Source organism: Methylomonas sp. LW13 (genome assembly GCF_016865255.1).
Lineage (GTDB): Bacteria > Pseudomonadota > Gammaproteobacteria > Methylococcales > Methylomonadaceae > Methylomonas.
This window is the reverse complement of sequence record NZ_CP033381.1, coordinates 5,134,688-5,154,648: the sequence shown is the minus strand read 5'-3', so window position 1 is coordinate 5,154,648 and position 19,961 is coordinate 5,134,688. Positions and strand designations below refer to the sequence as shown.

The following is a 19,961-nucleotide window of genomic DNA, read 5'->3' as shown; positions in this document are numbered from 1 at the left end:
TTGTGCTTTCCCCTTCTGAGGGCGGCCGGTCAGACAGGATCAAAGTAATCCATGGAAATTTGCAGTTCAATCGGATTCCGCTTCATCCAGACTACGCACCTTACCAAATAAAAACACCCGTATCTAACATATAAAATCACTCCTTTTTAGAAAAATAGCCTACGCTTTTTCTCTGCGGACTGGTTTTGCCGGTTCGCGTATTCGGCAACCATGTAGGAGATTAAGATGAGTCAGAACTTATTATCTTTAACGTTCACTGACGCCGCGCTGGCGGAGATCGACGCGGCTTTGAATACCCTGGAAACCCATTTCGCCGGCTTTGCATCGCTGTCGCCCGACCAGCGCCGCAATATTTTGAAGATGGGCGATAAGACTGAAGCGTTCTGCCGGCAGACTATGCTGCTGGCGGCTCAAAATGCTCAGGCGATTCCGCCCAATCTGAACATGCCTGAGGCGCAAGCCGACATGACCAGTCTGGATCAACTCCGGCCGCGCTTGCATCGGCTGCGGGATTTGCAGGTGCGCGGCGACGATACCGACATGGCGCTGGGCAGCGATATTTATAGCTTTTGCCTGGACGCCTACGCTTCTTTAAAAATCGCCGGCAAAGGCGCGGCTTTGGAAACGCTACGGCAAGCGATGGCGGTGCGCTTCAATCGCGGCGCCAAGAGCAAAGTCGAACCAACCGCCGGCTAAGCTTGACGGTGGAGTTTGCAACCGGCCGCGGGGGACGGCCGACCGCAGTGCTATACCGCTGAGCTTTAACGCTACTCACGCCAGGCTTTTTGCCCTTCCCGAATGCCTTTTAGCCTTAACCGATAAGCAATGTGGAATGGCGGCAAGCCAAAATGCTATGCTCGCAAGGCGAATAGCTGCAATCGCAAACTGGCTCAAGCAAGCGCGCAAGCAAATACCGTTCTCGCCCATAGCAAATCGCATTAATTGCCAGCCAATATAACTTTGCGCGCGAGGCAAAAAGCTATTCGGCTTCGCCAATTTGGTTCAAACCCAAGCCTACTCAACCTTGCGCGCAAGCCATTTAGCCGTTCGTGCAAGGCAAATTGCTTCAATCGCAAAGCTGTCTGGGCAAGCGCGTAAGCAGAAACAGTGTTCGCCGATAGCAAATTGCTTTAACCGCAAGCCACGATAACGTTGCGGGCCAGGTAAAAAGCGATTCGGCTAAACCAAATGGGCGCAACCCCAAACCTGAAAGCCTCGTGTGCAGGCTAATAAGCGATTCGCGCAAGCCTTGTGGCTTTGCCCTTAAGCATGTGGAGGTGGCCCGTCAAGTGTTTGTTTCGTCAGGCGGATTGTGGCTGGTCTAACGGGTTCAAAATCCGCCTGGCGTTGTATCGGCAGCTTGCTGGGGGTGATCAGAACAGGCTTAAGCCGCGGGTTCTAGGCGCTCCAGTAGCTGCACTATTTGCAGATTGACTTCGCGTAATTGGCTGAAATCTGCGCTGTCGCCGTTTCTGCCGTCCAGCCGATGACGTTGGAGTTGTTCCGCTAGGATTTGTTGCCGGGCTTGGGCCCGCTCCAGTTGTTCCAGTAAGCGCGCATCAATGCCGCGTTCGTGTTTGAGCCGTTCCAGCCATCTACCCAGATGCGATTTTTTCGAGTTCAGGATAGGCCAGCGCGGACTGCTGCCGGTTGGGGGATGCAGACATTGTTCCAGACGGCGCAACCAATACTGCTGCTGAAGTTTCAGTAATTCCAATTGGTTTTGCCAATTAGTCAGCGAAAGTCTGGCGCAATCGGTCCAGGCCTGAGGGTTGCGATAGCTGTTGACCCAAGTCAACAGCGCGTCGGCCGGCATCGCTTCGGCGATGGCGGAACCTTGGGCGATGCTGCAGCCTAAATCGATCAGAAAAATCCCGTGTTCTATATCTTCCACGCCTTCGGCAACCGCTTCGCGTTTGAAGGCTTTAGCCAGCGCAATCACACTTTCGACGATGGCCATGTCATCCGGGTCGTCTATCATGTTGCGGACAAAACTCTGATCGATCTTTACCGTATTGATGGTCAAATGCCGCAAATGCGCCAGCGACGAATAACCGGTGCCGAAATCGTCGAGCGCACAGGGTACGCCCAGGTCGTGAAAGCATTGTTTCAGCGTCTCCCCAACCGAGATCAAATCCTCCAGTACGCTACTCTCCAATACTTCTAATTCCAATTGCCAGGAAGGAATTTGCGGGTATTCCGTTAGTAAAGTTTCCAGGGTTTTGATGAAATCCGGCCATTGCAGATGGCGCGGGGAAATATTCACGCTCACTTGTAGATTCAGGCCGAGATCGTGCCAGACCTGCAATTGTTTAAAGGCTTGCCGTAGCACCCAGTTGCTCAGGTCAATTTCCAAGGTAGTGTTTTCGACTATGGGCAGAAATTCGGCCGGCGGCAATACGCCGCGTTGCGGATGATGCCAACGGATCAGCGCTTCCGCGCCGACCACTTCGCCGGTTTTGATATTGACTCTGGGCTGGTAGTACATGCAAAACTGGTTATCCATCAGCGCTTGGCCGACTTCGGCCAAGGCTTGCTCCAAACGGCTGGGGCGATGATTGATGCTGCTCGATTGTCCCGGCAAATGATCGTAAATCCGATAGCGGTTGCGGCCATCCAATTTGGCCTGATACATGGCTTGGTCGGCGTGGCGCAATAGAATATCCGGATCTTCCAAATCCAGCGGATAGATGGTCACGCCGCTACTGGCGGCAATCCGCACATGGCGGTTTTCTAACTCGAACGGTTCGGCCATGGCCTGATGAATGCGGGTCAAGGCATCCTCGCATTGCTGCACCGATTGCAAGTTTTCAAATAACAACGCAAATTCGTCGCCGCCCAGCCGGCAAACCGTATCGCCTTCGCGCAGCTTTAACTTGATGCGTTTGGCGACTTCCACCAATAACTGGTCGCCGGTTTCGTGGCCGAAGTTATCGTTAACCTGCTTGAATCCGTCCAAATCCAGATAACACACCGCCAACAGCGATTCGGCGCGTTTGCTGTGGGCGATAGCCTGGGCAAAGCGGTCGGCAAATAGGGCGCGATTGGGCAATTGGGTAAGCGGGTCGAAATGCGCCAGCACTTCCAGCGCCTGCTGCTGCTGTTTACTCTCGGTGATGTCCGAGAACAAGCCCAGATAATTGATGATATTGCCGGTGTCATCGCGCAAAGCCGAAACCGTTAACAGTTCGGCATACAAATCCCCATTTTTCCGCCGATTCCAGACTTCGCCTTGCCAATGCCCTGTCTGGTTTATGATCGCCCACATGGCTTCGTAAAACTCCGGCGCTTGCCGGCCGGATTTCAGAAAGCTGGGATTTTGTCCCAATGCTTCCTCGCGGCTGTAGCCGGTGATGTCCGTGAAGGCGGCGTTGACATCGATGATACAGGCGTTGAGGTCGGTAATGATGATGCCTTCGTGGGCGTCCGAAAAGACCCGCGCCGACAGCCGCAGTTTTTCCTCGGCCGCTTTGCGTTTACTAACATCATGGACAATCCCGCGCATCCGCACCGGTTTGCCGTTACCGTCGCGCTCGACCTGGCCCACCGAGCGCATCCAGCGCTTTTCGCCGTTAGGGGTTTGGATGCGGTACTCCACATCGTAATTGGCGCCGCGTTCAAGGTGCTCGCGGGTCGCTTCCAAAATTAAAGGCCTATCCTCCGGACAAACCACTTCCAGGAAATCATTCCAGGTATTGAGTGGCTTATGCGGAAAACCCAATTCAGTTGTGACGATTTCCGACCAGAACTGGCGGTTTTTCAACAAATCTGCTTCCCAAATACCGACGCCGCCATAGATTTGGCTGATCCGAAAGCGTTCTTCGCTCTCTTTTAGTGCCAGTTCGGTCTGTTTGCGCTCGGTAATATCCTGGACTAACACGACGAAACGGTCGGGGCCGGCTTTATAGCTATCGATGGCATACCAGCGGCCCAGATCGGTCACACAGTTTTCAAAATGTTGCGGCTCGCCACTGGTATCCAGCCCGTCAAAACTGGCGATCCAGGCTCCCTCGGTATTCGGCAAAACCTGCTTCACGGTTTTGCCTATCCAGTTCTCGCGGGCAATGCCGGTCATTTTTTCAAAGGCCGGGTTGATATCCAGATAGCGATAATCGACGATTTTGCCGCTGTCGTCGCGTATTACCTGATGTAGCGCAAAGCCCAGCGACATATTGGTGTAAAGCCGCGCCAGGTCGGCCTCGCTACGTTTGCGAGCCTTGATTTCCTTACGCAGCCTGAACACCCAATAGACGAAAAACAACAGGGCCAGCAGCGCAACGGCGGCGGATCTCAATAGCGCGTCCAGTTGAATGCCTTGCTCGACCTTCAAAGCCATCCAGCGGTTAATAATGGCGTCATGTTCGGCTTGGCTGATACTGGACAGAGCTTTCTCCAGTAGCGACCGCAAGTGCGGCTGAGATGTGAGTGCGGCCATCCGGGTTTCGTTGACGTAGCCAGGTTGGCCGGCAATATGCAGATTCAATAAGCCTTGTTGTTTGATCACATAACTAGCCGAAGCCGCATCGCCGATATAAGCATCCACCTTGCCTTCGGCCAGCAGATTCAGCGCTTCTTGCACCGAGGGGGCTGTCAGCAACTGTATTCCTGGGTAGTCTCTGCTCAGCAATTCCTGCACAAAATACCCTTGTTCGATAGCGACCCGTCTCCCCGTCAGTAGTGGCAGGGAATCGATATAAGCACTGCTTTTGTCGCCGATGATCACCGTCGGCGTGCTGATATAAGGCTGGGTAAAGCTTAAATATTGCTCGCGATCCGGGGTTTTGGTCACCCCGGCGAGCATGTCCAGTTCGCCGCGTTTGGCCATGTCCAGCACTTCCTGCCAGGATTTGTCCATGATCAGGACGAACTTAACCCCCAGTTTCTGTTCGATTAGCTTGAGATGTTCGGCAATCATGCCTTGATGCATGCCGGCGGCATCCAGCCATTCGTATGGCGGAAAATTCCTGTCTATGCCCACCCGAATTTCTGGATGCTCGGCCAGCCACTGCCGTTCCGCGTCGTTCAATGGCAAATCGGCGGATTGTTTGTTGCCATAGACAAACTCATTGAGTTGGCCGTCGCTTAAAGGACGCGCTAATTTCAGGTTGGCATAAATGTCGGCTACCCGGCGTAAGCGGGTAGCTTCTATCTGGCCCAGCGGGATGTAGTCCGGCATGATCAGCTTACGGGTTTCCTCGGCTTCGTAGCGCAGTTGTTCCGGACTAAGTTTGCTTGGGTATTTGTGCTGGATCAGATCGATCAGTACATCGGGGTGAGACAGCGCATATTCCCAGCCTTTCAGGCTGGCCCGGAGGAAGCGCTCGGCGCGGCCGGGATGTTGCTTTAGTTCGTTGCGGCTGGTGAAAAGCAAGTCGCCGTAAAAGTCGATACCGTAATTTTGCGGATTGATAATATTGAATTTGATGCCGGCGGCGCGAAAGCTGAATGGCTGGTCGGTGATATAGCCGGACATCACATCGACTTTATCCGCAATAAAGTCGGCGTTGTTAAAGGTCTCGGCAACTTTTTGATAGCGGCTTTCGTTTAGATTGGCTTCGGCGAGTAAGGCGCGAATCTGGGCATTATTCTCGCCGACCACATCGTACATGATGCGCTTGCCGGCCATTTCATAAGGGCTGACGATGCCGGAAGCTTGTTTGCTGAACAGCACCAGCGCATCGTGCTGAAATAGGGCGGCTAGAGCCGCGATGGGCTTGCCGTTGGCATACTGGGCAATGATGCCGGAATCGCCGATGCCGTATTCGGCTCCCCCGGATGCGACCTGTTCTACGTAGTCCTGGTCAGGATTGCGCTCACGTATCTCTACCTGCAAGCCTTCCTCGGCATAATAGCCTTGCTCGATAGCCGCGTAATAACCGGCAAATTGGAACTGGTGAAACCATTTCAATTGCAGCGCTACTGGTTCCAGCGGCCGGTTTGCTGCGGGTGTGCCGGCGGCGCTGGACGTACAAAACAGTAAAAAAAATACCGCGGACAGTCCGAAAATGGTTTTTTTCATAAATGCCAGTCGTGGCCTGTTTTGAAAGTAGGGTTATTCTACAGCCAAAGGCAAACGGGCCAGGCGTATTTAGTCGGCTGTCGCGGAAGTGAACAACGATTGAAATTTATTTTTGCCGGCGTTGGATTTACGTTGCTGGGTGTGTGCGAGCGCCATTTTGGCTTCGTTTTGCAACTGGGTATCGGCAAATACTTGCTGTTTGCGCAGCGGGGCCTGGACGGCCTTGTGCAAATATTCCTCAGCTTCCGCGCTGCGATCCTGTTGCAGCAAATAATCGGCGTAGAAGTAATTGGCGTCGATACCGTTGGGGTTGATTTTCAAGCTGGCTTTCAACATTTGCTCCGCAAGCTGATTATCCCCAAAAGATACCGGCCAGCCAGGCACCATGTAATACAGTGTGCCCAGCGTGACATAGGCCGCGCCATCCAGCGCATTGGGATTTTGGGCGATGGCTTCTTCCAACAGTGTCTTGGCGGTTTGCAGGCTGGACAAGGCGCTCAACGAAGATTGAAACGCCGCATTGGTGGCGATAATCGTCGCTTGCCAGATTTTCGGCTCGGCGGCATTCGGGTAGCGTTTGGTTAATTCCGCGGCTGTTTCCAGTAATTGCGGATAAGTTTGTCTTTGCCGGGTTTCGTCGCTTTGATAATAAACGTTGGCCCACTCGCTTTCCAAACGGGCAATAGCGGTCGCCAGCTCCGATGCATGCAGCGGACCGGCAAAAAGTATCAATAAAACAACAAAAGTAGCTTTGCTCATACATTCAATATAGAGCATTGCATTTTGGATTTCAATACGTCCTTTAAATTATTGTTTTAACAAAGTATTACCTATCGCAAAAATTCGCTAAGCGCCAGGCTTTAGTGAGGCAGGCTAGGTATGCATTTGTAGCGCTGTAGCGATTCTGCGAATATCTTGTCCCAGTTTTGCAACAAGCGCCGCAAACCTCGGAAAACGGCAACTTTTATCGCCTATCTGGCTTGTTGCCGCTTATTTATCCCAATCCTTGAACGGATACTTGCAGAGATTATTGTTGTAATAGCGTATATCGTCGGTAACTTCCATGCCGACCCAGTCCGGCTTAACAAAGGCCTCGCCTACTGTCGACAATTCGATTTCGGCGACAATCAAACCTTGGTTATCGCCCATGAACTCGTCAATTTCCCAAACGTGCCGATCCCGATAAACAAAATGACGGGTTTTTTCCACCAACGGCTTGTGGCATAGTTCGTCGAGAATACTGTTGGCGTCAGGCAAAGGGATTTCATACTCAAATTCTTGACGATGGGTGCCGATAGTGGCGCTCTTGATATTCAGCCAAGCCTGGCTATCGGAAATCCGCACCCTTACTGAGCTAAGCGGACTGCTACTCAAATAGCCCTGTTTGTAGTGTACGGAATGATCGATTTCGCCGCGCCAGTCGTCGTTCGCCAGCAAAAACTTATGTTCAACCTCAAGTGCCATCGTTGTTTTCCTTAGATTAGGTAGTGTTAAGCAATAATTCTTTATTATAATGCTGGGTAATTAGGTTTGGGCGGTAAGCCCGCGCCTAATCACTGCTGCTGTTCAATCAATCTGGAGAATAAAGATGGCTTTTGAATTACCTGCATTACCGTACGCAAAAGACGCATTGGCGCCGCACATTTCCGCAGAAACGATCGAATTTCACTACGGCAAACATCACCAAACTTATGTTACCAACCTGAATAATCTGGTTCCCGGCACCGAGTTTGAAGGCTTGTCTCTGGAAGAGATCGTGAAAAAATCCTCTGGCGGCGTATTCAACAACGCAGCGCAAATCTGGAACCACACCTTTTATTGGAACAGCCTGTCTCCCAACGGCGGCGGCGAACCTACCGGTGGTCTGGCAAATGCCATTGACAGAACTTTCGGTTCTTTCGAGAAATTCAAAGAAGAATTCACCAAATGCGCGGTCACCACTTTCGGCTCAGGCTGGGCGTGGTTGGTGAAAAACGATAAAGGCGGCTTGGAACTGGTTAGCACCAGTAACGCCGGTTGCCCGTTGACCGCCGGCCAAACGCCGTTGTTGACTTGCGATGTTTGGGAACACGCTTATTACATCGATTTCCGCAATCTGCGCCCAAAATACCTGGAAGCGTTCTGGGCCTTGGTTAACTGGGAATTTGCCAGCGCCAACTACGAAGCTTAAGCTTTAGAAGGCGCGGGCCGGCGTCCTCACAGGCCCGTCCGCGCCACTTTTGCCAGACTTATTACTCGGGCTTTTCAATACAAGACTGGCGCTAGCCGAGCTTAAAAAGCAGCAAGCCTCTACCTCGTCCTCTCCAATTCAACCTATCGTTTCGACAACCAAGCTATCGCTATTATCGGCAAGGCAATACCTTAAGCAGTATTAGCCTATACCGAATAGCTGCGAAGTACTGTCACTGCTGTCTGGATTTTCCCGGCACGCCGAACAACAGAATCAGCCAGAATATCATGCCGCTGCAGCAGCCGATCACCGCTCTTTGCGGCAAATTGAAGGCTTGATCGGGAGAGACAAAGCCTTCGATCAAACCGGCAAAAATCAGAAACGGGGTTACCGCAAGCAGTACTTTGCCGGCACTGATGCTGGTTTCCTGAAACGCTTGCAGTCGATTGCGGGCGCCGGGCCGTATCAGGGCTTCGCCGAGTTGCAAGCCCATCGCGCCGGCGATGATGATGACGCTTAATTCGACCACGCCATGGCCAATGATGAAGGCAAACAACCGCCCGTCCAGCTGGTAAGCGGCGGTAAAGGCAAAGATTCCGCCCAGCATGAAACCGTTGAAGCCGATGATGTAGAGGGTGCCGACGCCGTAGAATGCCCCCAAGCCAAAAGCGAAGAGTGTCACCGTGATGTTGTTGGCGGCAATGCTAAGCGACAATACCGAGGACGGCGCGACGTTGAGCAGGCCGTCGGTCCATAATTCGCCTTTCTGAACGTGGTCTATCATCTTCGGCGAGGCCAGCAGACCGATCAGATCGGGATAGCTGCCAATCAGCCACCAGCCGGCGGCAATACCCAGTGCGAACAGCGCAAAGGCGCTGAAAATTGCGGTTTTCAATTCTCGCATCAGCCGCGGTATTTCCCAATGATATAAATCGATCAAACGCGCCAAAGGATGATTGGCGGGACGGTAGATTTCTTCGTGGGCTTTTAAGAACAGGTTTTCCAGGTAACGGGTAATCATGGCTTTGCCGTTTACCCGGCGCGACAAGGACAAATCGCTCAACAGGGCGCGATAGCCTGACAGCAGCTGGCGGGCATCACTGATTTCCTGGGCGCGGCGGCTAGCCGTCGGTTTAAGGGTGTTTTCCAGGCTTTCCCATTGGCTTTTCCGGGCATTTAACCAGTGAGACAATGCTTGAGATTGGTTGTTTAACTGCTGCATCGTCGGCTCAGGGTTCGCCTAACAAGCTTTTCAGAGCCCGTTTTAAGGCCTGTTCTTGCGTCTGTTTGTCACTTGCTTCAGGAATGTCGCGGCCGATTCGGCTTAAAAATTGTGTGGCGAACAAGATCCGGCGTTCGGAGGCCAGTTCGTCCCAGCGCTTCAACAGATCCAGCAGCAGGGTCTGATCGTCGCCACTTAAACGGGAATGCAGGGTTAACGTGGAAATTTGCTGCAAGGAATGGGTCTTGTCGACGTTGTCATACACCAGTACCAGGCCCGCCGCCAAATCGCCGATCCGCTGGTGTTTGCCGGTGAAGGCGACTGCCACCAGGCCAAGAAAATAAAAGCCGGGTAGCGAGTCGATCAGGCGAAACACATTGCGCAACAACAGCGCGCCGATGCCGGGGGTATGCCCTTGTAAATCCACCAGGCGAACCCCGGTCATGCGCTTGCCCGGCGTTCGTCCGGCCATCAGGATTTCCAGCACCGGGTGATACAAAAAATATATCAGCAGGGTCGGCAAGATTAAAATCAGGCCGGTATAGCCGGGATGTCCCGGTTTAAACACGTTGCGCAGTTCTTCCCAGTTAAAAAACGCCACGCCGCAGATCGCAACCCAACTGATCGCCAACAACAGCCGTATATGCCAATCGATGACGAAGGCATAGGTACGTGCGCCCATTCCGGCAATTTCCAACTGGTAATCCATACCGTCTGCCGATTGTATGTGCAGATAATCCTGGAACGAACCGGGTTTATTCAGGGGGTTATTCATCATCTTATTAAAAACAGGTCAGTTGTTTACACAGGTTGGTACCGGGTATTTAACATCAGGCTGCCGCGATGGTGTCGCGCTTGTTCCGGTAATAAGCCAGTATCCGCCGGTCCAGATTCTGTGCGGTGGCGCTGGTTACCGCTACCCCACTGCCCTGTAAACGCTTGCGGGTCAACTCGCGGCCGCGCAGGTATTCGAGAATGGCGAATTTCCGATAAGGGTCCTGCCAGTAGACCCCGTTTTGTTTCAGATCGTCGCCAATCGCCGGCTCATCGACTGTGGCGACCAGGACTTGATGTTTGGTGGAAAGTAATTTCCCGGCTTGAACCAACTGCAAAGCGGCTTCCGGCTGTTCCAGTTCGGTCAGGAAAATCACCAGACCGCGCCGTTTCAGCAGTTGCTTGACCTCCAGTGCGGCATTCAGGGCATTGCCGTTCTCGTTAAACACTGTGAGCCGGCTCAACAGCTGACGTATGGCCCGGACCGAGTTCATGCCGCCGGCCATCGGCGTTTTATCGACAGTTTGTTGGGCGTAGGCCAGACAGGCGATCCGGTCGCCTTGGTAGCTGGCAAATTCCGTCAATTTGGCGGCGACATTGATGTAATGATGTAAGCGGTCCATGTGTTCGCTTTGCAGGCGGCTGCTCAAACCGCAATCGATCAGCACCGCAATTTCCAGCAAATGTTCGCGCTCGAAGTGCCGCACCATCGGCTTGCCGCGCCGGGCCGTGGCCTTCCAGTCTATGCTGCGCAAGGAATCGCCGCGCCGATACTCGCTTAAATCCAAAAACTCGACGCCACTACTGCGAGCCTGGACGCTGCCGCGGCTACCAAGCTGCTGCATGCCGGATAGGTCTACAAAGTTGTTCAGCCGGGCGGGTTCTATCCGCATGGCGATATCGTCGTCTATCCGCCGCGTCCACCAGCACAAGCCGAACGCGCCCAGCTGTTTTACATACAAACTGCCCAAGGACGTGCCGCCCAAGCGGGTGGGCGTAATCGAAAACTGCCGGCTTTGGGTTTCATGTGCGCCCAGTAGCCAACGCTGCAGCGAGTTGTCGCCGACAATCGCGGCAGGGTAGTCGCTTTGGGTTTCGAAGCGGACCTTGGCGCCGGCCCGATTGCAGACTTGAATGCTGTAGCCGACTGACTCGCCCAGTGCCAAAGTGGCCGGAACTTGTCTATGCAACTCAATATTGTCCATCAACCTGAAGCGTTCCCAAGCCATCAGCGTTATCAGCAAGGCCGCCGGCCATCGCCAGAAACCTTGCAGCGGCTCGCCGCTCCAGATACCGGCGATGGCCAGCAGAACAATCAAGCCGGCCAGCAGCAGTGTCAAACGCGATATCGACATTATTTCGCTTCCGCACTGCGGGGAACGGCGACCTGATTTTCGATTTCCCGGTAGATTTGAATGGCGGAGTAACCTTCCAGCATGGCTTCGGAACTGAGCAGTAAACGATGCCCGACTACCAGCGGCGCGACCGCTTTGATGTCATCGGGGATCAGGAAATCGCGGCCGTCCAGCACCGCTTCAACCCGTGCGCAGCGAATGATGGCAAGTGCGCCGCGGGTCGACAGGCCCAGGCTTAAACGCGGATGGTTACGGCTGGCTTCCGCCAGCATGATGGCATATTGGTACAAACAGTCTTCAACGTGAACAGCGGCGGCTTCTTGGCGCGCTTGCTGCAGTAGCGTATCGGGCAGGGCTTGGATTTGTTGCAACGCCGTGCTGTGCCCGCCGCCCGGTTTATCGTAGTGCCTGAGCACCGCCACCTCCGCCGGCAGTTGCGGATAGTTAATGTCCAGACGCACCAAAAAGCGATCCAGTTGCGATTCCAGCAAGGGATAAACGCCCTCGAAATCGAAGGGGTTTTGAGCGGCAATCAGAAAAAAGTTTTCTGCTAGCGGATAGGTTTTTCTATCCAGCGTCACCAGTTTTTCTTCCATTGCCTGCAACAATGCCGATTGGGTCTTGGGGCCGGCGCGGTTGATTTCATCAACCAGCACCACTTCGTTGAACAAGGGGCCGGGGACGAATTCGAAACTGTTAGCCTCGGTGTTGAAGATATGCAGACCGGTAATATCGGACGGCATCAGATCGGCGGTGCCTTGGATGCGCCCGAAACTGCCGCTCATCAATTGCGCCAGTGATTTGGCCAACAGGGTTTTCCCCAGGCCCGGCGCACCTTCCAGCAGCACATGGCCGTCGGCAATCCAGACGATGACCAAGCCATGCAGCACCTCATCCATGCCGAATACCACCTTGCCTATTTGTTGCCGCAGGTGGAGATTCAAATTTTGCGCCGCGTTGTTGCTCATAGCGTGACTGTCCTGATGTAAGTAATAGTGTTGGATAAACGCAGTAATGAAAGACGTTGTTTGGCTAACGCCCGTTTTAATAGTGTGATCTGATCGTTGCTTACCCGGCTATGCTGTTCCAGCCAAAGCCAGACTTCCGCTTCGCTGCGCATGCCCCGCCGAGCATGAATATCCGCCAGCAGATGCTTAACCAGGGCCTCGGCCAATACAGGCTGGTTCAGGCGGCGCGCGAAAAATTCGGCGGTAACCTTGATGAAATCCCGGGTGGATAGTTGACTGCCGGCTTGGCGCACCGGCGCCAGGCGGCTGGTGTAGCCGGCCACGTAAAGCAGCCAGAATATGCCAAAGCACCACAAGGTTTGATGCAGCCGTTGGTCTTTAAAAAAGTGCTCGGGATCGTATAGTTCGGACAAGCCGAAATGGTAATCGTCGAACAGCAATCGGCCTGCTGGCGCGAGGGATTGCTTGAGCAAATTGCCGATAAACCGGGCGTTGTCTGCTTGCCCCAACCGCTGGTTACTAAACAAATCCGGGGTCAGCAGCAACACGATCCGGCCGGCGCCGGCATTCATCCACCAGGCGGTGGTGAGATGGCTATCGCGCTCGGACAGCAAGCGCAGCGAGAGATTCTCAGGTTCGCTGCCGGTTAGCGTCCATGCGGCTTTTAACAAGTCTGCCGAGGTTTGGGTCTGTAGGATGGTTACGCCCTGCAGCAGGGGGTGCGAGGATTGAGCAAGCAACTGGCTGTCTTGCGGGAGAGCGCCTTTGAGGCTGTTTTGTAGGGTGTTTAGGGTGCTTTGCAGGGTTTGATCCGTCTGTGTTTCCGGGGTGTTTGGCTCGTCTTGTTGATCTGCGGAATCCAGGATCCAGTCGTAGCGTGACAAAAGTTCCTTAACATCGCAAAAGCAATCCTCGGCAGCGGCCCAGCCCGGGTGTTGATACACGGCGCCTAGAACGATCAGCGTGTTGCCTTGCTCCAGCCAGTCCGCCAGCGCCGGCCACTCCGTTTCTCGGATTTCTTTGGAAGCGGGCATGCTGGCAATCAGCACATTGCCGCGCTCCGGAAGGGTTTTGTCCTTATGCAGATCGCTGTAGCGTTTGCGAAAACTGACGACATTCAGTCCTTCGCGGTGTAGCCAGGTAAAAAGCCCTTTCAGACCATCTGCTCCGCGGTCTTCGCTAGTCGGTAGCGATAGCGGCTTCTGCGCATCGGGATGGCGCGGCGACAACAACAAAATCACCAGCGCCAATGCCGCCAGTGCGGTTAGAAGGGTAATCAGGCGTTCTTTCATGAGCGCAAATTGCCCAATAGCGCCTGCACCTCGCGCCGGTAATTGCCGACCAAGTCCGCATCAACAGGGCGATGGCCGTAAAGCAAGGGTTCGGCTTGGCGGACCAAACGGGAAAATGCCGAATCCGCTTGTCGGGCTTGTTGTTGAAAATGACTAACGAGTTGCCGATGGGTCAGGCTGGGGTCGGCCGGAAGCAGTTGGCGCTGGATTAGTGCGTTTATCAGTTGCGCCAGCAAGGCGCCGATTTGAGCTTGCGGGGTTACGGTCTTAATCGTCGGATGCGAAGCTAATGACTGCGTTTCAGCGAGCTTATCGGCGGGAGTGACGGGCTGGCGCTTGCCGGAAAATTTGCGAAAAACCCCGGCCTGATACAACTCGCTAATCACCAGCCAGGCCGATAGCCCCAGCAATAAGGCAATCGACACGTAGATGATAATCTCGGCCGCTTGTTGCGATGGCTTCAAGGCCGCGAGCCAGCGCTGCAACTGCTGGTATTGGTCTTCATGGTCCGCCGGCTTGAGGCTATTCAGCCAGTTCAGGACGGCTTGCCACCAATTCGCTTGCGAGTCGTCGGTTGGCGTGATCAAAATTTCAGCTAACAATAGCGTCAGGCCTTCCTGGCGGATGGTCCCAGAATTATTCAGGCTGTCGGCTAAAAGCGCCAGTTGCGTGGCACTAACGTCGGCAGTTAATGGTGGATCGAAACTGGTCAGCAGGCCCTGGTTTGCCAATTCCTTGAACAGAGCCGGACAGTGTTTTTTAATATCTAGCTGTTGCCCGGATTGTTGCCGGGCAAGGTTCAGGCAGGCTTGTAAGCTGTTGTCTTGCGCCTGGGATGAGCCGGCCAGACACAACAGCAGTAAAGCAGCAAACCGCATTATCTGCCTAGGCGAGAGGCAAGGTCGCTGCCCGATTTACGCAACTTCAAGTCGTGAAACTGCACGTAACCCAGCGCGAAAAAATAGGGCATGAAAAACACCGACAATAAATTCATCAAAATCTGCATCAAGACTTGATTGTCTGCCGGCGCCAGAAAAGCCATCAAAAACCCCAGCGCAAACATCACTGCCATCCAGATGATCATCGGTACGGTAAAGATTGTCGCAGTCCGCCACCAATTTCCCCAAACCAAAGAGTGGCTGGCTCTAAGAGCTCTATAGCCGCCAAGGCCGTCGATGACGATGAAATAGAGATAAAACATCAGCGATAAGGTCACGATCAAGCCCGGTATCAGCAGCAGGATATAGCCCACGATTATCACAACCATGTACAGGAACGCGGCGAGGAACATTGAGGGAAAGGCTCTGAATCCAGCCGTTATCGCTTCGGAAAAACTGTCTTCCCGTTCATTGGTCACATTATCCAAGCGGTAAATAAGGGCGGCATAGAGCACGAAAGACACCAAGGAGAAAACAATGACAAACGCTAATATCAGTAACAGGTTCTCAGACAATAATTCCAGCGCCGCAGTCTGTGGTGCGGCCGGATCGGGCTGCAAAGTTGCAGTCAGCAAACCCATGGCGATATACAGCACGGCAAGTATTGAAAGAATGCCCCATAGTCTGCTGAAGCAGGCCGAGTACAGTTTGATACTGGCATCCAAAATTTTCGCAATACTGGCGGGTTCAGTGGCTAATAGTCGCATGAGTAAATTCCTAAATTGAAGGTTGCGGAGCTTGGCTCCCGCTAAATGTTCGAAAACAAATTGTGATAGCCGTTAGGAAGCGAAGTATAGACAATTAGTTCTGAATTGGTCTATGCGTAAATGTCCTGAATAGCAGGCGCCGAAGCCCTAGCACAGCAGGGACTCCACTCGGTCGGTCCGCCTTGACTGATTTGATCGGAATACGCAAATCACTATGGAGTGGCCGCCGGCATCATTACGCCGACGGCTTAATGCCAGAAAGTGATAAGAGGGTCTTGTGCTAAATCACCTGAGGAATAGCAGAGCGGGGCCTATTTATTCCGAAAAAAGGCTTCTAAGGCCTTTGCCCGGTCGGCACCGACGATTTGCGCGTGCGGCCGGCTTTCGATCAGTTGTATATAAGCTTCAATGCCCGGAATATGCGTATTCACCAAGTTCTCGCCGTAGATTTTTTGGGTGGCAAAACCCACCAATTGCAGATGCGGCCAGGCTACGATGTCTGCCGTACTGAAACGGTCGCCCAGGGCATAGGGCGATAATTTCAGCAGTTTGGCTAAGCCCTTTAATCCGGTATCGAGCTTGGCTCTGACTTCGTCCTTGGTTTCTGCCGATACGGTGTTGCCGAACAGAAACTCCCCATACAGGCGGCGCGCAATCAGTTCGACGTTCAATTCAAGATGTTGGATAAACTCCCGGCATTTGCCGCGCTCATAAGCATCGGCCGGATACAGCGGATGTTCCGGAAATGCATCTTCCAGATACTCCAGTATCGCTTGCGATTCGGATAGATAACCGTCGCTGGTTTTGATGAACGGGACTTTTCCCAGCGGGGATCGTTGCAACAAATCCTCGCTCTGGCTGGGTGGGGTAAACTCTTCGATGAATGCTATATCCTTTTCCATCAACGCAAATTTGACTTTGTTGTAATAGTTGCTGATTGCCACGCCGTACAAAGTAATCATCGAATAATCTCCAGTAGTTGAATTAAAGACTGCGCTATAACAGACCGGTCAGTCTATTGAAATAATACATACCGGTCTGTATAGTTGCAAGCTGTTTTTTCCAGGTACTTAAATTATGGCCCGTAATCTCCAAGATCACATTTTGCAAACTGCCTCTGCGTTGTTTTACAGCCAAGGCATCAAGACCACCGGCGTCGATGCAATAGTAAAAGCCGCCGGCACCACCAAAATGAGTCTGTATAAGTACTTTCCGTCAAAAGACGATCTGGTATTGGCACATCTAAGCAAAAGCAGAGAGGCCATGCTGAATCGTATCCTTATCGGTATGGAACAGCGCGCCAGCGAACCCAAGCAAAAGTTGCTGGCGGTGTTTGCGGTATTCGATGAATTATCATCCAGCCCGGAGTTTCGTGGCTGCCCGTTTATCAATGCCGCTGCCGAATTTGCCGAGGCCGCCAATCCTGTTCAACGGGCCGCCGCCGAGTTTTCCGACACCTTTCAACAAGTATTGACAGATTTAGCCCGACAAGCCGGCGCGCGGGATCCGGAAGCACTGTCCCAACAATTGGCAATGCTGATTTCCGGGGCCATGGTTAGCGAACAGAGACGCCGAGAATCCGGGGCAATGCGCACCGCCGCCGCCGCAGCGAAAGTCCTGATCGAGCAAAGTTTAGCCTGCGCAGAATAAACGTAGCCCGGGCAGCTGGCTGTGTCGTATAGAGCGGTAAGCCGGCAACTACCTTACAATATGGCTACCTTAGGCCTCACCCGGAGGTCCCATCATTCTTTGGACTTAAGCGCATTTGAGCTCACTACGCCAACTCGTCTCCCAAACCGCCATCTACGGTCTCAGCAGCATCGTCGGCCGTTTTTTGAATTATCTGCTGGTGCCGCTGTACACCTACACCTTCAGCGCCGGCGAATACGGCGTGGTCTCCGAGTTTTACGCCTATGCCGGATTTTTTGCGGTGTTGTTGGTGCTAGGTTTGGAGACCGGTTATTTCCGCTTTCGGCAGCGGCCGGAGTTTAGCGGCGATGAGGTTTACCGCGGCGCTTTAAGCTTTTTGCTGATCGCCAATCTCGGCTTCATCGCGGCAATCTACTATTGGCAACAGCCATTGGCCGACTGGCTGCAATATCCGCGACATCCGGAGTATTTGCTGTGGTTCGGTTGGATTCTGGCGCTGGATGCCCTGTCGGCACTGCCGTTTGCCCGATTGCGCGCCGAGAACCGGGCCTGGCGTTTCGCCGGCATCAAAATGACCGAGATATTCATCGCCATCGGCTTGAATCTTTTGTTTTTGCTGGTCTGGCCGAAGCTGAATACTTTATGGCCGGATAGCGAGCTGGCCGCTTATTACGACCCTAAACTGGGCGTGGGTTACATATTTTTAGCCAATCTGGCCGCCAGTGTTTGCAAGCTGCTGCTGTTACTGCCGCAATTTCGCGCGGTGCGCTTCCAGCTCGACCCGCGCGTGCTCAGGCCCATGCTGCGTTACTCGCTGCCCATGGTCATCATCGGCTTTGCCGGCATGGTCAACGAAATGCTGGATAGGGCGATTCTGAAAGTCTTGCTGCCTTACGATTTACCCACCAACCTGAAGATGCTGGGCATTTACGGCGCCTGCTACAAGCTGTCGATTTTGATGAGTTTGTTCGTGCAGGCCTTTCGCTACGCCGGCGAACCGTTTTTCTTTTCCTATGCCGGTCGTGCCGACGCCAAACGCGCTTATGCACTAGTGATGCAGTATTTTGTGATTGCCGGAGTGTTTATTTTTTTAGTGGTGATGCTGTTCATCGACCTGTTCAAATATTTTATCGGCGAGGAGTATCGAGTGGGCCTGGAGGTGGTGCCGATATTACTGATGGCTAATTTGCTGCTGGGGATCTATGTCAATCTGTCAGTCTGGTACAAACTGAGCGACCGCACCGGCTTGGGCGCCTGGGTATCGCTGGCCGGAGCAGGCCTGACGATTGTTTTGAATATCTGTTGGATACCGGTTTGGGGCTATGTCGGCTCGGCGTGGGCAACGCTGGCTTGTTATTTGTTTATGGTGGTTTTATCTTGGGCTTTGGGCCGGCACTATTATCCGGTGAGCTATCCGCTCTTCAAGATCACCGGTTATTTTGCATTGGGTCTGGCGCTATATTTTGCCAATCGCTACGTGTTGGATATTTATCAGGTGAATGTCTGGCTGGCCGGTAGCCTGGGCTTGGCTACTTACATAGGCATTGCGGCTTGGCTGGATGTCAGGCCGATATTACAAAGGCGGCGTAGCGCTTAAGCTTTCGGCAACTGTTCGACATAAGCAGACCTCAACCGAGCGGCCTGCAAAATCTTGCTACGCCGCTCGGCAGCCTGCTGCAAAAACAGTTCGCGAGTCTGCGTATCCGCGCTAGACCACAGGCGGATTTCATCCAGGGAGCGGTAACAGCCCAAGCAAATATCCTCGTCGTTCAGGCAACAGTTACGGACACAAGGCGATGCCGGGAAGTTTGCGGAGTTAATCATTTCATATCCAATGTTTCACTGAAAAACTGCTGAGCCTGTTCGACATCCCGGCTGATTTGCAGTTTCAATTCGCTCAGCGAGGCAAAACGGATTTCGTCGCGCAGCTTCTTTTTAAAATGCACTTCCACGTAATGGCCATAAATGTCTTGATTGAAGTTGAATAAATGCGTTTCCAAGACCACTTTAGCGCCACCGTCGAAGGTGGGGCGGGTGCCGACATTGGCGACCCCTTGGTATTCGTTGCCATTCAAGCCGGTCATCGTCACCGCGAATACGCCGACGACGGGGGTATTCTTTCTAAACATTCTGACATTGGCCGTAGGAAAGCCCAACTCCCTGCCGCGTTTGTCGCCGTGTGCGACCCGGCCGCAGACCGAATAGTCCCGGCCCAACATCAGCTTGGCCTGCTCCAATTGGCCTTCGCCCAGGGCATCGCGAATCAGCGTGCTGCTGACTCGCAAACCGGCCAGCTCGAAAGAATGGCTATCTTCTACCGCAAAACCATACTCCTCGCCGCGATGCTGCAACAGCGCAAAATTGCCGCGCCGCGCCTTGCCAAAGTGAAAATCGTCCCCAACCACCAAATGCTTGACGCGCAAGCGCTCGACCAAAATATCGCGAATGAAATGCTCCGCATCGCAATCGGCCAGGCTGCGGTTAAAGGGTAAAACCAGTAATTCGTCGACCGGTAATTTAGCAAACTGAATGGTTTTTTCGCGCAACCGGGTCAGTCTGGATGGCGCATGGTCGCCGAGGAAATACTCCAACGGTTGAGGTTCAAAGACCATTGCCACCGTTGGCAAATTCAACCGCCGGCCATGCTCGGCCAGCTTTTCGATGACCAACTTGTGCCCAAGATGCAGACCGTCGAAGTTGCCTATGGTCAACACGCAGCCGTCGCGTAACGGCTCAAGATGATTTAAACCCCTGATTAGGCGCATGATGGCTGTCTGACTAAAAAGCCTAATTCTATCAGTAACCACCGCTGAGCGACCATGCCGGCTGTTGCCCGTGCATGGGGCGGCAGTAAATTTCGTCTTGC

17 protein-coding genes are annotated in these 19,961 nt (G+C 53.3%); 4 read left to right on the top strand and 13 right to left on the bottom strand.

Annotated elements, in window-relative coordinates:
• Positions 1-225: 225 nt before the first annotated feature.
• Positions 226-696, top strand: coding sequence for a hypothetical protein (locus JL719_RS23485; protein WP_033156948.1), 471 nt, complete (start codon positions 226-228; stop codon positions 694-696).
• A gap of 688 nt (positions 697-1,384) precedes the next feature.
• On the opposite strand, the gene JL719_RS23480 is transcribed toward JL719_RS23485, so the two are convergent.
• The 3 genes from JL719_RS23480 to JL719_RS23470 form a co-directional block, all read right to left on the bottom strand.
• Complete coding sequence (locus tag JL719_RS23480; RefSeq protein WP_033156947.1) at positions 1,385-6,019, bottom strand: EAL domain-containing protein; 4,635 nt, start codon at positions 6,017-6,019, stop codon at positions 1,385-1,387.
• 69 nt (positions 6,020-6,088) lie between these two features.
• Positions 6,089-6,778 carry a tetratricopeptide repeat protein gene (locus JL719_RS23475; protein ID WP_033156946.1) on the bottom strand — a complete coding sequence of 230 codons (690 nt, stop codon included), beginning with the start codon at positions 6,776-6,778 and terminating at the stop codon, positions 6,089-6,091.
• Between the two features lie 231 nt (positions 6,779-7,009).
• Positions 7,010-7,483 carry a CYTH domain-containing protein gene (locus JL719_RS23470; RefSeq protein ID WP_033156945.1) on the bottom strand — a complete coding sequence of 158 codons (474 nt, stop codon included), beginning with the start codon at positions 7,481-7,483 and terminating at the stop codon, positions 7,010-7,012.
• A gap of 124 nt (positions 7,484-7,607) precedes the next feature.
• On the opposite strand from JL719_RS23470, the gene sodB reads away from it, so the two are divergent.
• On the top strand, positions 7,608-8,189 hold the full coding sequence (sodB, locus tag JL719_RS23465) for a superoxide dismutase [Fe] (RefSeq protein ID WP_033156944.1): 582 nt from the start codon (positions 7,608-7,610) through the stop codon (positions 8,187-8,189).
• A 232-nt stretch (positions 8,190-8,421) separates the two neighbouring features.
• Here the strand turns inward: sodB and JL719_RS23460 are convergent, their stop codons facing one another.
• The 8 genes from JL719_RS23460 to JL719_RS23425 form a co-directional block, all read right to left on the bottom strand.
• Positions 8,422-9,411 (bottom strand): stage II sporulation protein M, encoded by a 990-nt coding sequence (locus JL719_RS23460; RefSeq protein ID WP_051670024.1) that lies wholly within the window; start codon positions 9,409-9,411, stop codon positions 8,422-8,424.
• A 7-nt stretch (positions 9,412-9,418) separates the two neighbouring features.
• Positions 9,419-10,189 carry an RDD family protein gene (locus tag JL719_RS23455; protein WP_084153301.1) on the bottom strand — a complete coding sequence of 257 codons (771 nt, stop codon included), beginning with the start codon at positions 10,187-10,189 and terminating at the stop codon, positions 9,419-9,421.
• 52 nt (positions 10,190-10,241) lie between these two features.
• On the bottom strand, positions 10,242-11,540 hold the full coding sequence (locus JL719_RS23450; RefSeq protein ID WP_033156942.1) for a DUF58 domain-containing protein: 1,299 nt from the start codon (positions 11,538-11,540) through the stop codon (positions 10,242-10,244).
• Positions 11,540-12,508 carry an AAA family ATPase gene (locus JL719_RS23445; RefSeq protein WP_033156941.1) on the bottom strand — a complete coding sequence of 323 codons (969 nt, stop codon included), beginning with the start codon at positions 12,506-12,508 and terminating at the stop codon, positions 11,540-11,542. The genes JL719_RS23450 and JL719_RS23445 overlap by 1 nt, the downstream gene beginning before the upstream one ends.
• A complete protein-coding gene (locus tag JL719_RS23440; protein ID WP_033156940.1) occupies positions 12,505-13,800 on the bottom strand; it encodes a DUF4350 domain-containing protein in 1,296 nt (431 codons plus the stop codon). Before JL719_RS23440 ends, JL719_RS23445 begins: the two co-directional genes overlap by 4 nt.
• Entirely contained in the window at positions 13,797-14,678 is an 882-nt protein-coding gene (locus JL719_RS23435; protein ID WP_033156939.1) for a DUF4129 domain-containing protein, read from the bottom strand. Before JL719_RS23435 ends, JL719_RS23440 begins: the two co-directional genes overlap by 4 nt.
• The gene (locus tag JL719_RS23430) at positions 14,678-15,445 is read right to left on the bottom strand and encodes a YciC family protein (protein WP_033156938.1); all 768 of its coding nucleotides are present in this window, start codon (positions 15,443-15,445) and stop codon (positions 14,678-14,680) included. The genes JL719_RS23435 and JL719_RS23430 overlap by 1 nt, the downstream gene beginning before the upstream one ends.
• Before the next feature lie 311 nt (positions 15,446-15,756).
• Positions 15,757-16,407 carry a glutathione S-transferase family protein gene (locus tag JL719_RS23425; RefSeq protein WP_033156937.1) on the bottom strand — a complete coding sequence of 217 codons (651 nt, stop codon included), beginning with the start codon at positions 16,405-16,407 and terminating at the stop codon, positions 15,757-15,759.
• A 115-nt stretch (positions 16,408-16,522) separates the two neighbouring features.
• Here JL719_RS23425 and JL719_RS23420 point away from each other — a divergent pair, with 115 nt between their 5' ends.
• Positions 16,523-17,095 carry a TetR/AcrR family transcriptional regulator gene (locus tag JL719_RS23420; protein WP_033156936.1) on the top strand — a complete coding sequence of 191 codons (573 nt, stop codon included), beginning with the start codon at positions 16,523-16,525 and terminating at the stop codon, positions 17,093-17,095.
• 115 nt (positions 17,096-17,210) lie between these two features.
• On the top strand, positions 17,211-18,692 hold the full coding sequence (locus JL719_RS23415; protein ID WP_033156935.1) for a polysaccharide biosynthesis C-terminal domain-containing protein: 1,482 nt from the start codon (positions 17,211-17,213) through the stop codon (positions 18,690-18,692).
• Here JL719_RS23415 and JL719_RS23410 read toward each other — a convergent pair.
• Positions 18,689-18,919, bottom strand: coding sequence for a DUF1289 domain-containing protein (locus JL719_RS23410; protein ID WP_033156934.1), 231 nt, complete (start codon positions 18,917-18,919; stop codon positions 18,689-18,691). The genes JL719_RS23415 and JL719_RS23410 overlap by 4 nt on opposite strands.
• On the bottom strand, positions 18,916-19,860 hold the full coding sequence (gene ribF / locus JL719_RS23405; protein WP_033156933.1) for a bifunctional riboflavin kinase/FAD synthetase: 945 nt from the start codon (positions 19,858-19,860) through the stop codon (positions 18,916-18,918). Before ribF ends, JL719_RS23410 begins: the two co-directional genes overlap by 4 nt.
• Positions 19,861-19,961: the final 101 nt, after the last annotated feature.

Excerpts from the sequence above, each read along its gene's own strand:
- JL719_RS23485 (WP_033156948.1), top strand. The coding sequence starts at position 226 with ATGAGTCAGAACTTATTATCTTTAACGTTCACTGACGCCGCGCTGGCG.
- JL719_RS23480 (WP_033156947.1), bottom strand. The coding sequence starts at position 6,019 with ATGAAAAAAACCATTTTCGGACTGTCCGCGGTATTTTTTTTACTGTTT.
- JL719_RS23475 (WP_033156946.1), bottom strand. The coding sequence starts at position 6,778 with ATGAGCAAAGCTACTTTTGTTGTTTTATTGATACTTTTTGCCGGTCCG.
- JL719_RS23470 (WP_033156945.1), bottom strand. The coding sequence starts at position 7,483 with ATGGCACTTGAGGTTGAACATAAGTTTTTGCTGGCGAACGACGACTGG.
- sodB (WP_033156944.1), top strand. The coding sequence starts at position 7,608 with ATGGCTTTTGAATTACCTGCATTACCGTACGCAAAAGACGCATTGGCG.
- JL719_RS23460 (WP_051670024.1), bottom strand. The coding sequence starts at position 9,411 with ATGCAGCAGTTAAACAACCAATCTCAAGCATTGTCTCACTGGTTAAAT.
- JL719_RS23455 (WP_084153301.1), bottom strand. The coding sequence starts at position 10,189 with ATGATGAATAACCCCCTGAATAAACCCGGTTCGTTCCAGGATTATCTG.
- JL719_RS23450 (WP_033156942.1), bottom strand. The coding sequence starts at position 11,540 with ATGTCGATATCGCGTTTGACACTGCTGCTGGCCGGCTTGATTGTTCTG.
- JL719_RS23445 (WP_033156941.1), bottom strand. The coding sequence starts at position 12,508 with ATGAGCAACAACGCGGCGCAAAATTTGAATCTCCACCTGCGGCAACAA.
- JL719_RS23440 (WP_033156940.1), bottom strand. The coding sequence starts at position 13,800 with ATGAAAGAACGCCTGATTACCCTTCTAACCGCACTGGCGGCATTGGCG.
- JL719_RS23435 (WP_033156939.1), bottom strand. The coding sequence starts at position 14,678 with ATGCGGTTTGCTGCTTTACTGCTGTTGTGTCTGGCCGGCTCATCCCAG.
- JL719_RS23430 (WP_033156938.1), bottom strand. The coding sequence starts at position 15,445 with ATGCGACTATTAGCCACTGAACCCGCCAGTATTGCGAAAATTTTGGAT.
- JL719_RS23425 (WP_033156937.1), bottom strand. The coding sequence starts at position 16,407 with ATGATTACTTTGTACGGCGTGGCAATCAGCAACTATTACAACAAAGTC.
- JL719_RS23420 (WP_033156936.1), top strand. The coding sequence starts at position 16,523 with ATGGCCCGTAATCTCCAAGATCACATTTTGCAAACTGCCTCTGCGTTG.
- JL719_RS23410 (WP_033156934.1), bottom strand. The coding sequence starts at position 18,919 with ATGATTAACTCCGCAAACTTCCCGGCATCGCCTTGTGTCCGTAACTGT.
- ribF (WP_033156933.1), bottom strand. The coding sequence starts at position 19,860 with ATGCGCCTAATCAGGGGTTTAAATCATCTTGAGCCGTTACGCGACGGC.